At 40.9% G+C, this 12,727-nt stretch carries 13 protein-coding genes and 1 pseudogene; 2 read left to right on the top strand and 12 right to left on the bottom strand.

The features are described 5' to 3' along the window. A partial coding sequence (locus tag QZ998_RS16935) for a hypothetical protein (protein WP_366512450.1) occupies positions 1-211 on the top strand: 211 nt, incomplete at its 5' end. Position 212: 1 nt separating this feature from the next. On the opposite strand, the gene QZ998_RS12360 is transcribed toward QZ998_RS16935, so the two are convergent. The 11 genes and pseudogenes from QZ998_RS12360 to QZ998_RS12310 form a co-directional block, all read right to left on the bottom strand. Beyond that, positions 213-368: a hypothetical protein gene (locus QZ998_RS12360; RefSeq protein ID WP_296561029.1), complete on the bottom strand. Its 156-nt coding sequence runs from the start codon at positions 366-368 to the stop codon at positions 213-215. A 223-nt stretch (positions 369-591) separates the two neighbouring features. Then, positions 592-1,044: pseudogene (locus QZ998_RS12355) on the bottom strand (methionine adenosyltransferase domain-containing protein); the annotation flags it as partial. Between the two features lie 147 nt (positions 1,045-1,191). After that, positions 1,192-1,500: a hypothetical protein gene (locus QZ998_RS12350; protein WP_296561027.1), complete on the bottom strand. Its 309-nt coding sequence runs from the start codon at positions 1,498-1,500 to the stop codon at positions 1,192-1,194. 17 nt (positions 1,501-1,517) lie between these two features. Beyond that, complete coding sequence (locus QZ998_RS12345; protein WP_296561025.1) at positions 1,518-2,318, bottom strand: AAA family ATPase; 801 nt, start codon at positions 2,316-2,318, stop codon at positions 1,518-1,520. Continuing rightward, a complete protein-coding gene (locus QZ998_RS12340; protein ID WP_296561024.1) occupies positions 2,311-3,666 on the bottom strand; it encodes a DDE-type integrase/transposase/recombinase in 1,356 nt (451 codons plus the stop codon). The genes QZ998_RS12345 and QZ998_RS12340 overlap by 8 nt, the downstream gene beginning before the upstream one ends. A gap of 45 nt (positions 3,667-3,711) precedes the next feature. Further along, positions 3,712-4,236 carry a DUF6431 domain-containing protein gene (locus tag QZ998_RS12335; RefSeq protein ID WP_296561023.1) on the bottom strand — a complete coding sequence of 175 codons (525 nt, stop codon included), beginning with the start codon at positions 4,234-4,236 and terminating at the stop codon, positions 3,712-3,714. A 56-nt stretch (positions 4,237-4,292) separates the two neighbouring features. Next, entirely contained in the window at positions 4,293-4,892 is a 600-nt protein-coding gene (locus QZ998_RS12330) for a type I restriction-modification system subunit M N-terminal domain-containing protein (RefSeq protein ID WP_296561021.1), read from the bottom strand. Positions 4,893-5,246: 354 nt separating this feature from the next. Further along, entirely contained in the window at positions 5,247-5,567 is a 321-nt protein-coding gene (locus QZ998_RS12325; RefSeq protein WP_296561020.1) for a hypothetical protein, read from the bottom strand. Between the two features lie 231 nt (positions 5,568-5,798). After that, complete coding sequence (locus QZ998_RS12320; protein WP_296561018.1) at positions 5,799-6,368, bottom strand: recombinase family protein; 570 nt, start codon at positions 6,366-6,368, stop codon at positions 5,799-5,801. 202 nt (positions 6,369-6,570) lie between these two features. Next, positions 6,571-8,703, bottom strand: coding sequence for a 3'-5' exonuclease (locus QZ998_RS12315; RefSeq protein WP_296561016.1), 2,133 nt, complete (start codon positions 8,701-8,703; stop codon positions 6,571-6,573). Between the two features lie 99 nt (positions 8,704-8,802). Then, complete coding sequence (locus tag QZ998_RS12310) at positions 8,803-9,468, bottom strand: hypothetical protein (protein WP_296561015.1); 666 nt, start codon at positions 9,466-9,468, stop codon at positions 8,803-8,805. A 177-nt stretch (positions 9,469-9,645) separates the two neighbouring features. Between QZ998_RS12310 and QZ998_RS12305 the strand changes: the two genes are divergently transcribed. Further along, positions 9,646-10,662 carry a hypothetical protein gene (locus QZ998_RS12305; RefSeq protein ID WP_296561013.1) on the top strand — a complete coding sequence of 339 codons (1,017 nt, stop codon included), beginning with the start codon at positions 9,646-9,648 and terminating at the stop codon, positions 10,660-10,662. A gap of 193 nt (positions 10,663-10,855) precedes the next feature. On the opposite strand, the gene rlmD is transcribed toward QZ998_RS12305, so the two are convergent. Then, on the bottom strand, positions 10,856-12,484 hold the full coding sequence (gene rlmD / locus QZ998_RS12300) for a 23S rRNA (uracil(1939)-C(5))-methyltransferase RlmD (RefSeq protein WP_296561011.1): 1,629 nt from the start codon (positions 12,482-12,484) through the stop codon (positions 10,856-10,858). Between the last annotated feature and the right edge of the window lie 243 nt (positions 12,485-12,727).

The following is a 12,727-nucleotide window of genomic DNA, read 5'->3' as shown; positions in this document are numbered from 1 at the left end:
CGCCGTCCCCACACCGTTCAAGGACAACCATGAGCCTGACCTGAGCTACATCAGGGCGGCTGTCGAAGCCCTAGCCCCGGTTCTGAAAAAGCGCGACCTGGTCATCCTTGAATCCACTCATCAGACATTTCTGCATTGCCCCAAGATTCAGTTGAACGATCCTTTTTCACAAAATACCTCCCAAAATATCCTATTGAATTATTCCATTTAACTTATAAGCATCCAGACAACACTTCACCAAAAACTTCATTTGCTACAAACCCTGTTTTTGTTTGACTTTGTGAATTAGCCGATGTTAAACTATGACGTCCCATTTCACTTAATACTTGACTCACCAATTTTTCAACTTCTTTTGCTGACATTTGCATAGTATTTCCTCCTAAAATATTGTTGGTTTTAGCTTTATTATTAAACTTTTAAAGCCTTTGCTCTTTCATTATAATCTTTTCTATTTGTATAAAGAACCTCTCATCTTGTCATAACTTAACCACTTCTTGCATTCGTTTACTTAAGTTATTTATATAGAAACATAACTTGCAGGCATGGTATCCTTTCTTGCTATTTGCTTCTCATTATTTAAAAATGGCCCTATCATTCAACGTTCTCAAACAATTCAATTAAGTCTGTTTTCTCCCAGGGTAAATCTAAATCACTTCTTCCAAAGTGTCCGTAAGATGCTGTTTGTTTAAAAATAGGTCTTCTTAATTCAAACCGATTGATTAGAGCTATTGGCCGAAGATCTACGAATTTTTCAATAACTTCAGCAATTTTTTCATCACCAATCTTTCCGGTATTATTCGTATCAACATAAATCGAGATGGGTTTTGAAATACCGATTGCATATGCCAATTGAATCTCACAGACTGAGGCTAAACCTGCTGCCACTATATTTTTTGCGACATATCTTGCCGCATAACATCCTGTCCGATCCATTTTCGTCGGATCTTTTCCTGAAAAAGCACCTCCTCCGTGACGGGCATATCCACCATAAGTATCTACCATAATTTTTCTTCCTGTTAGACCAGTGTCACCTTTAGGTCCTCCATGTTGCTGCTAACCTATCCTGTCCAGAAACTGACGGCAAATGTTGTCCCCAAATTGCTGGACATGGTGTCAAAAAGAATCGATTGTGTTTTAACTGAGAAAGAACTTAGCAGATTGCTCTTTCTCAGTTTTTTTTGATGGGAGCCTTTAAATCGATACCTCATCGGCAATGCAGTACAGTGCCCTGGCCACGGTGATCCCGTCAACATCACCCAATACCGAAACAAGCTGTTCGGTATTCCAGAAGCAATCCCTTAAGTGAGCCAGCGGACAGGCAATGCGATAATCCGGCAGACAGGCAAAGCCACCGGTGGTGGATCGGCCAATGATGACCCGTAGCGATGATCGACTTTCGATGTGAATTTCATCGTGACTGCCATGGTGGAAAAGACTGATGATCCGGCCGTTCCAGACTTCCTCTGTGCCATCGTTATTCCAGCTACATGTAAAATTCATTGTGTCACCGGATCTTTCTATGACAACTCAGATTGAATGATCAGTTTCACCATGTGATCATCAATCAGGCGTTTTTCCTGCTGGGCACCGAAAATCAGGCATTGGGTACAAACCTTGTTGACCAGTCGGGCCAGGCCGCCGCTGAACTTGAAAATCTCTTCAATGGCGGCAGCGGTAAAGATTTCCCCGGCTTGCCCGGAATACTTCAGGTGGCAGACAATATAAGCGCTAACCTGGGAACAATCCATGTGGGACAGCTTGTACTGAATGTCAATCCGCTGCCGGATGGCGGCATAGGATTGCAGCTGCAGCCGATCCCACAGCTCGGATTGACCCACCAGGATCAGGGCCATGGGGCTTTCGGCATCCATTTTGAAGTTAAGCAGGAAGCGCACTTCTTCAAGCATTTCTTTATCCAGCAGGTGGGCTTCATCGACAATCACCACCGGGGACAGGTGATGGATCCCTTTCATCAGTTCAATCTCACGATGGAGCTGCCGCTTGGAATCGCCCCGGTAAAACTTGGCTTCACAGCCCAGCTGTTCGAGCAGACCTTTATAAAAATTTCGCGGCGTCAGTTTAGAGTCGGCGATATACATCACCAGGTACTTGCCGGGATCCAGGGTTTCTTTGAATTTCCGGACCGTGGTGGTTTTGCCAATGCCGCTGCTGCCGGTAACCACCGCAAAAAGCTGGCGTTCGGCGGCGTAACCGAGACGTCCCAAAGCTTCTTCGAGCATGATCGACGGGTACAGGTTTTCGGGGGGAATATTCCGGGAGAAAGGGGTTCTATCCATGCCGTAAAAGGTTTCAAACATCGGCGGATCCCTCCTTTTCCCGGGTGCGATAACAGATGGCACTGTGAATCGTTTCGTTGCGTTCCTTGTTTTTGATGGCCGCAGCGGTGAGTAATCGGGATTCACTGGCCGGGACTGCGGTCATATAATCCGGGCGTTTGGGTTTTTTGCCAGTGAATTCGCCGATCACCAGTTCTTTGGCAGTAAAGGGTGGGTGGTTGTCGTGTTCAATGGTGACAAAACTTTTATCAACTGGATCAAAGATGACATCCACCTGGTATCCCGTAAAGACCAGTCCCACCTCGTACTTTTTGCCGTCAAAACTGATGCAGCCGGCCTTATCGACCTTGCGGCTCTCACAATGGAGAAAAGCATTGGCCAGCACTTCCGGCGCCACAAATTTTGCCGGCTTGGGATCGTTGCGGTAGATCGTGGCGGGACTCTGATTCTGCTCCAGTGCCGAGTGGCCTTTATTCGCATAGCATTCCTCCACCCAGATGGCAAACAGCTGATTGAATTCATCCAGGCTGCGGCACTTCTCCAGATAGGCTTCCGCCAGAAAACTGTCGACCACCCGATTGAAGCGCTCCACCTTGCCGGTTCCTTCGGGGCAATATGGTCTCGCATAAATCAACTGCACACCCAGCTTGGAACAGGCCCGGGTCATCCACTTATTACGGAACTGTTTGCCGTTATCGAAATAAACTGAATCCGGCAACCCATATTTAAGAATGGCTTTGCGAAAGGCATCCTCGACAATGCTGGCGTTAAGACTGGCGTAAAATTCACCGTGAAGCAGATAGCGGGTCGCATCGTCGAGAAACGCCACCAGATAGATTTGCTTTTTCTTGCCATCGGGACCGATTGGCAGATAGGGGCCATATTTGATGTCTGAATGCCACATGTCGTTGCGCTGTCGGCGCTGAAACCGTCTGGTGGCGGTTCCGGATGACGCATAAATCCGCATGTGCCTCGTGCTGTAGCCTTTTTGGGCCATTTTTTCCTGGAGGGTGCTGCGTTTGATTTCGCCGGGTGAAACGATCCCTTCCCATTCCAGAACCTGAATAATCTGAGCCACACTTCGTCCCGGAACCTCCCGGCGCAACAGGATCGCCTGTTCCAGAACCGCTTGGGGAATGGCATCCTGGTCACCGTGATGTTCTTTGCTTTGGGGTTTCAGGTTGTTGTAGCCACCGTTTCGATAACGGCTCACATACCGTCTGATTGTCCGGTCTGACAGGCCGCTGGCCTGGACAATCTGTTTTCGTAACTGCAGCACCTTCGCTGCATCAAGCCCTTCAGTCAAAAGCGGGGCAATCAGCTGCATCCGATTGGCGGCAACTGCTTCGGATCGTTCCTTGTCTTTCATTCTAAACCTCCTCATGGTCTTTACTACCTGGAGTATAGTGGTTTATCAGTTGGACAGGAATGCCGATCGGGTCTGTACCCACATTTTTGTATTGACCAGCATTCGGACAAGCGCTGGCAGCCACTCGACCTTCCGGTTTAACAGCTTCATGATCCCTTCGAGTGCAGTGCCATGAGGACGGGACAGGTGCTCATGGGTCTTTAAATCCAGCCTTCTTTTGAGGGCGATGATACTGTCCAGAAAATAGCTTGCCAGTTCCGAAAACCAGCATCGCCAACGCAAAACGGTTGATTCATCGACGGCCACACAGCACATCTGCTGACGCATGATTACCGCTTCAATCCAGCGGCTGGCATAGCGCTTAAATGGTACCAGCATATCTGGCAGTTCATGGTGGATTTTCCCGCAGCCCTGGCATTTGAGTCGCCGGATTACCAGGATCTGCTGATCACCGTTTTCGTCAATTACGCTTCTTTTTCGGCTGCCATAGACTTTTAGATCATTCCCACAACAGGGACAATAACTTTTTTCTGCACCCTTAATAAAAAACGCCTTTTTCCCTGTTTTCAATCACCTGATAATCTGTTATAATAACCATAGGTTTTTGGAATGCCATTAAGAGATGATTAGCCGGTGAAGCGTGCATCTTTTAGTGGCATTTTCCTTTCTCTCGATTTCTTATGGTCATTATATCCGTCAATCTCTGGGCAGGCAAGTCCATCAGCTTTCGGGCTTTTTGGGGTAGCTCTAACACCCATATACGCCTGCGGTTTATTAAATTCTTGAATGACATAATATAACTTATCTTCTTCTTTAGTGCTGCCAGCAAGGTCAGAAATTACGTTTTCAAATTTAAAGTTCTTGATGATATCTTGGATATTTTCAGAAAAACCTGAAAGAAAAGACTTGAAGTTCTCTTCAATGTGGTCTGGTTCATTGAGCAAAGATTCAAAAGTAAAAGGGCTAATATTGTAAAAACTATAACCCGATGCTTTTGTGAGAAAACCATCCTTAACTTCAAAGCTCTTAACTTCTTCGTATTTATCAAGCACTGCTTGTTTAGTCGGTAAAAGTGTATCGTTGAGTCTTTTAAGTAACGTCATTGGCAGAATAACTCGACCATATTCATGCGGTTTGAATGTTCCCCTGATGATGTCCGCAATAGACCAAATCATATTGGCTTTTTCTTGTACATTGATATTTGTCTGTTTGTGTAATGCTGTCATTTTAATTTTCCTCCATGTGGTTTAGTATTTTATCTAATAGTTCAAGCCTCTTTATGCCTAATCGTTGTTTAATAACACTTAAGTAACCATTATTGTCACCAATTTTCTCAGCGTTTTTAGAAGCTATATCATTTACTTTCTACTCATTTCAGGTTCTGGGAACTCATTGTTCCAATATGCATTGTATTATAATGATTATAAAAAAAAGACATTATCTTGTCTTAGCTTTCATTGGTTACATTATTGATTATAATACTATAACTTAAATCAAGAAAAAACAAGTCTTAGATTACTTAGATTACTTAGATTACTGTTAATTGCCAAATTATGCATTTCAATTCCCCAGTGTTCTAATCAAATTATTCCGGATGAACCGGTCTTATCAACAGTATCCCATGCAAAGCAATTACCATAATATCGCCATTGACCGTTATACTTAGCAAAGGTCAAGTAAATGGCTCTTAATCTTCCGTCAGTGTCATAAATATGGTCGTAAGCTTCGCCTACTTGAAGATATCCATATGACATGGCTCTTGGCGGTAACATATCCATAAAATTATCAACGACGTCCTCTGACACAATATCCCCAAAATTTAAATAATCATGAATGCTTTCTTTTCCGGTACGGTCTGAAAATTCACACCAGCCGTCTAATGTTTTGATTTCTGTACTCATGTTTTCTCGTTCCTTTCTTAATTTAATTTGAACTGTTTGGATTGACGGTTTTCTTTCTGACTGCCGTATTTCATAATGGGCATAAAAATAAGACCTTTTTGCGACTTGTCTAGGTCGTGATGGTACCGCTTATACAATGACGGTTGGGTATCAATCTAGGAATTACTTTTAAATAATAGTTACTAAGTGGCTCTCAAAATATATAAACAAATTTTCGCTATACTGGCGATTTTAAATTACCGATTGTTTTCTTTTTGCTCTAACGAGGGTTGACTTACTGATACCAGTCATTTCTTCCACTTGTTTATAAGAATAGGATTCCAGCAATTCCATTGCGTGATTGATTTTCTTACTGTTGAATTTCTTTGGTCTGCCCTCCCTAAAATCTATTTTCTGTTTGGCGATAGCTTTACCGCCCTGGGTGCGCTCAATAATCATGGCTCTTTCGAACTCGGCGAATGCTAACAAATTTGTTACTATCAACCTGCCCATCGGTGTATTTTCAATTAACCCCATGTTAAGGATATGGATTTTCACCCCTTTGTTTAATAAAAGGTCAATATAGCCTAATCCCTCCTTTGTTGACCTACAAAACCTATCCAGCTTTGTCACTACCACATAATCATTTTCTTTTGCCGATTCCAACATCTGATTGAATAGGGGACGCTCTTTTGCTCCCGAAAAAGATTCAACAACGATTTCAACATCAAGATAAATGGCTTTAATTTTATTTGTTTGTTCCTCAATGCTGTTTCCGTCAAGCTGACCTTTTGTGCTTACCCTTGCATAACCGTACTTCATTTTTTAATCCTCCTTAAATTTTGGTATAAAAAAAGAGAACCTTTTATAGTTCCCCCTAAGATATTTTTGGCTATATGTTTTGACACTGATTAAACCCGCATGTTTCCATAGGTGGCTCAGCGGTGTCATAACTTAAAAGTTTTGATACCACCTCCTTAAAAATGAGCATAAAAAAGAAGGTGTATTTCAACCTTCTTAATCGTTACAATATTTTTATGTCTGCTGCAAAAGCAATATTTTTAGCCAAATTAGGCATCGCATCAAACAGTATTTTATATTTCTGTTTCTGCTCATCTACCTCCATAATGGTTCCTTCTCCCCACAGTCCAACGCTAACTCTTTGAGCTATAACAAATTGCGGTGTACAATATGATGACGGCTTTTGGGGGGAATTTACAGCTAAGCTTTCCACAGGCTTTTGGAGCATCATAAGGTTGTTCTCGCCCATCTCATTGATAAACCTTGATGACATAGAGGGCGAACTCTGCTTTTCATACTGATATTGATAGCTGCTAAGAAATAATTGTTTCACTGCCCTTGTTACTGCCACATAGCATACTCTGCGTTCTTCTTCTATTGCCTGCTTCGTAACTGCTCTTCCGCTTGGTAAGATTCCTTCTACCATCCCAGGTATAAACACATGGTCAAACTCTAATCCCTTAGCCGTATGGATAGTCATGATTTTCACCTTGTCATCATCATTTTCATCATCTTCAGGGGAAAACAATGCGAAAAATTGCAATAAATCATGAAGGGGTATCGGACCATCTTCCTCTTTTTCTAATTCATTAATCATTTGTAATAATGCTGTTATATTATCCTTTTTTTCTTGGTCCGGGTCACCATCCAGAGTTTCTCTATAGCCCCAATCCAAAATTATATTTGCAAGCTCCAGACAAGAATACCCTTGATGTGATTTATTCATTGTGTATATGTGTCTACAATACTCAAATATCTGTTTATTTTTTATTTCACCAGCTTGTACCAGTGTCATTAATGCTGTAAATAATGTCAATTGATTATCAGCTGCGTACTGTTTTACTTTCTCCATGGAAGATTTTCCAAATCCTCTTTTGGGCATATTCACGGTCTGTTCAAATGACAAATCATCCAAAAATAATATCATACTTAAATAACTCAATACTGTTCGTATCTCTTCTGATTCAAAGAATTTCGCTCCTGCATAGGCCTTATATGGAATAGCATGTAGTCTTAATTGCTGCTCTATATGGCTTGCCTGACTTGAGTTTCTAATCAGAATTGCAATCTCTTTATATTCACATCCAGCTTCAACTGATTCATGAATTTTATCTGCTATCCATATTGCTTCATCTACCGCTGTCTTTGTACAGTTGTAGACCGGAAGACTTCCTGTTGCATTTGAGGTTTTCATCTGCTTAGGAAGCCTCTCTGTATTATGTTGTATCAGTGCATCTGCTGCTTTAATAATCTCTGGCGTACTCCTGAAATTACAATTCAATGTGAAAGTCTGTGTATTCGGATATTTTTTATCAAACTCTATTAGATATTCCGGTTTAGAACCTCTCCACGAATAAATCAGCTGGTCATCATCGCCAATAATAAAAAGGTTTTTATATTTCTGACTAATCATATCTGCTAATTCGGCTTGTACCTTACTTACATCCTGATATTCGTCGATGAGTACATATTCGCATTTATCCTGCCACTTATCCAATACATCAGCGTATTTTTTAAAAATATGCACTGTGAAATATAAAAGGTCATCATAATCTAATGCATGAACCTGAAATTCTTTCAAGAGATATCTATAAATAATACCGTCCATTATGTGATGGGCACTATCTGCTTTTTGAATGCATTGTTCTAGTATCTGTGTCTTTGGTTCTTGTTCAAACAACTCAACATAACTGCCATTTACTTTGAATTCCCTTATTTTTTCAAGGACATCCCTTTCCCTATAGTCTCTTGCGGATAAATTCATTTCTTTTAGAATCTCTCGTACGAATTTATTCTGGTCACTTCTTCTAAGAGATTTAAACAGTTTCGGATATCCTAGATGATGTATTTCTTCCTTCAATATGTTAGAACAGTAATGATGAAAAGTTCCCATGAAGCAGGTCGCAACATCACCAATTAATCCCCTGAGTTTACGCTTCATTCCCGATGCTGCTTTTCGTGTAAATGTTAATGCTATGATAACATCAGGAGCAATATACAAATCCTGAATTAGATGAGCAACTCTATGGGTTAAACAATAAGTCTTTCCACTACCGGGAACAGCCGGTACTCTTACATACCCTTCTGTTGCCTGAATAATGCTCTGTTGTTGGGGAGTAGGGCTATTAGAAGCCATATTATAACACCTCGCTTTTGTAATGGCTAGAAAGCCTGATAAACAGAGGCTTTCTAGCTCGTTTTAATTGTCAAGATATCACTAATAGGACAGACAATTCTATAGACGATATTTTATAAGTTCCTGTACAAATCTAAATATATTATCTGCCTTTACATCTTGAAGCATGGTCTGATATGCTTTATCAATCTCATATTCCTGAGCCATATCAGCTTGTGGGAATCCTATACTCATTTTACAACGTATTTGAAAGTTTTCTTGAATTTCCTTATATTCCTCTCTTCCTTTAAATTCTTTGGTTACTGTTAATTTGTACTTCTCAATCAATTCATTTAATTCCTTAACAGCATTCTCACAGCTAAAATGATTCTCCAACATATTTCTAACCGGCTGTTCCAAATTCATATAATTCTTTTCTATTGTCGAAAAATGATTCGATGATTTTTCATTCATATAATTTGTATAGTTGTCTTCTATACTACGGAAAGATAAGAAGAAGCACACTGTTTCTTTTCCATAGGGTCTTGTAAAATAGACGCTAAAATCAATCTTATGTTCGGTAACTGGTGATAAGTTTGCTACTGCGCTTAATACTGCAACAAATTTATCTGCTCTCGGATTAAAATCTCCGATAGGATTCTCTATTCTGGAAAAACTAGCGGAATCAAGGTTTCCTGCCCGCTCCCGAAGCTGCGCTCCACTGAGTCCAGCTGCAATACGAACCTCCTTCACGATTTCTCCTAATAATTTCATATCATATTTCATCAAATTTGCCTCCTTAACTAATAATAGTATACTACAGACCCTTCTTTTTTTCAATTCATTTATGAAGTTTTTTACTTTTATGAAAATATTTAATTGACACTCAATTTCCGTCATGGTAATATAACCGTAGTTCATATATGAACTAATTTACATTATCGAAATACAGGCGGTGATATCATGCATTGTAATATCATAAGAAAATCCATCTCAAAAAAAGAATATCATTCCATGATAGAAACACATGACACTGCTTTCTCACGGACTGTCAAAAATGGTTTTTCTTATTACAATGCTACAAATCTCTATACTCTCGGATTGCGAGAAATCCGTTTGGAAAACCATACGCGATTTCAAGATGATTATCGCATGAAGATTGTAATCAATTTTAACGTGTTTCATCAAGGCGACGATTTTTTTTCCTACAATATCGAAAACTTTGTTTACGATAACTTCCTTAGCTTGCTTGAAAGCACCTTAGAAGGTTTCATAAGTAACTACCACAGAGGCTGCCCTTGGTTTTTTGAAAAAGTTGAATATTCCAGAGACTATTTTACAGAAAATCATAATGAGATTAACAACATTATGACCAAATGCAATTACATCAACGGTAAACGCAAATTAGAATTCCATGCTTACGAATCAGGCATCGAATTCTGTTCCTACGAAAAAACAGACCAAAGCAGAAGGCCTACATTCCGGTTTCATTTTTACAGAAAAAAAACTGAGCAGCTTGATAAAAAGAACCACCTGACAGATGCACAAATCATGAATATTGAAAATATGTATCGTATAGAAGCTCAGCTTTTTAAAGGCAGAATTGATGATTTGTCACGTCAGCTGGGAGTGTCTAGAGGTTCCATAGAAGATTTTACAAATTCCGTACTGGAAGATAATTATCTTAAAAAATATATTATAGAAATCTACGGCATCAACCCTCACCGAAAACGAAAAGCTAATGTAGAAATAATTAAAAACAGCTGTGAATCATCGTACAGCAAAAGACAATTAATCCATATTCTTGACCAAATAAATCAGAGCAGTATTCATTCTGCAAGAAATAAATATAAGGGTGCACAAAAAAAATTATTTGATTCAAACTTAAAGAAAATAATTAACCTGGGCATTAATCCCATCAACCTTACAAGCCAATCTCCTTTGGCAATAATGCCACCTTTGGTTGAACAAATATTTTGAGAAGAATTTCAAAACAAAAACTTCATCAAATAGAGAATTCTATTTAATGAAGTTCGTATTGTCCTATATAATCGCACCCACAGCATTTTTATATTTTTACATCAAATTCAACATCATTTGGTGTAAATTAAATTTCATTAGCCTTCAAGCCCTAATTATCCTATGGTTTCATTGTCGGGACTATTTCGTGCAATCAAATAAGGCCAAAATGTTCAAATGCATCCATGATAGCACTTTCCTTTTCTACTGTACATTTAGCCGCTCTGGCATGTTCACTCTTTGGCAAATTATAATTTAGCCTCTTATCCAGACCACATTTGTCTTTTATCTGAGCGATATATAAATTAGTAACCGATAGCCCATGCTTGTTCTTCACAAATTCCATAATCTTCTGATAGGTAGCCTTTTCCTCCGGCGTATAATTACTGTCAGAATCTACCTCCATGGTAACCTCTAATTTAGGTGTATTTGTATTGAGGGATAATAGGACAACCGTCTCCACATGCCCGGTATGCGGAAACATATCCACCAACTGCACCTTCTTGACTTCATACCCCGCCGCCACAAAAAACGGCAGGTCCCGAGCCAGCGATGTCGCCTTACAGGATACATACACAAAGGTTTTTGGCTTAAAATCCAGAATTTTAAAGATCGCTTTGGGATGGATGCCATCCCGGGGTGGGTCTAAAATAATCACATCCGCCGGATCATGGAGGTTGGCCACCTCCACCATCACATCGCCAGCGATAAACTGGCAGTTGTCGAGGCCGTTCTTGGTGGCGTTGGCTTTGGCAGCTTCGACCGCTACAGCGACCAGCTCGATCCCAACCACCTTTTTAGAAACCGGCGCCAGTACCTGGGCAATGGTGCCGGTGCCACAGTACAGATCATAAATGACCTCGTTCTGTTCCTGACCGACAAAATCTCGGACCACCGAATAGAGTTTTTCTGCTCCTAAGGTGTTGGTCTGGAAAAAGGAAAAACTGGTGATTTCAAAGGTCAGTCCTAAAATCTTATCTTCAATTTTGTCTTCGCCATACAGGGTTTTGGCGGTTTCGGCTTTGACCACATCGGCTATCCCATCGTTTTGGGTATGGAGAATCCCCCGGATCTGGCCAATAAGCGATAGCTCCAACAGGCATTTGACAAAGGCGGCTTCGTCCAGGGTTCCCTGGCTGGTGGTGGCCAAATTGATCAGCAGATCGCCGGTGTGTTTGCCCTTGCGGACGACCAGATGTCTTAAAAAGCCTTCGTGGCTGCGTTTATGAAAATAGCTGTCCCCGGTTTGGGCAAAATAGCCCAGCACCGCCGTTTGAATCTGGTTAAAATCTTCGTCGGTAATCTGGCAGCCATCGGTTTTGACGATATTATAGAAGCTGCCCTGTTCGTGAAGTCCCAGCATCAGCGGACCATCTTTTTCGTTATCGCCGAAAGAATATTCCATCTTGTTGCGGTAACCAAAAACCTCGGGGCTGGGGACAATCCCCTCATAGGCAAAACCGGCTATTCCGGCCTGCTCCAGTAGCTTTAAGACATAGCTTTCTTTGAGCTTTAACTGTTCTTGATAGGGCAGGTTCTGGTAGGTACAGCCCCCGCATTTATCAAAGACATCGCAGGCGGCGTCAATTTCGTTGGGGGCTTTTTCCAGCACTTCGATGATCCGGCCTTCATACTTTTTTCGTTTCTTGGCAATGGTAACCCGTACCCGCTGGCCCGGCAGGCCGTTTTTCATAACGACTTTTTTTTCGCCGTGCATTCCCCAGGATTTACCGGGGAAATTAAATCCCTCTATCTTTAATTCAATCACTTCATTCTTTTTCATATGGACTCCTTGTCATAAATTGCTAAAATGCCGCCACTCCTGATGATCATTTTGAGAATAATTATATCATTAGCGCTTCTGATGTCAAAGCATCCGCCCAAATAAAAAAGTGCCTACGGCACGTCAACACCCCTGCCCCTCAATCTTGAGGGGTTTTTTGGTTTTCTTTATCTTTGATTTGTTGTAAAATTAAAGCATGAGTATTTTACAGCATATTTTTTCTGATTATTATGACCTGATTCG

The organism is uncultured Acetobacterium sp. (assembly GCF_927416815.1).
Lineage (GTDB): Bacteria > Bacillota > Clostridia > Eubacteriales > Eubacteriaceae > Acetobacterium.
This window is presented reverse-complemented; position numbering and strand designations above follow the sequence as displayed.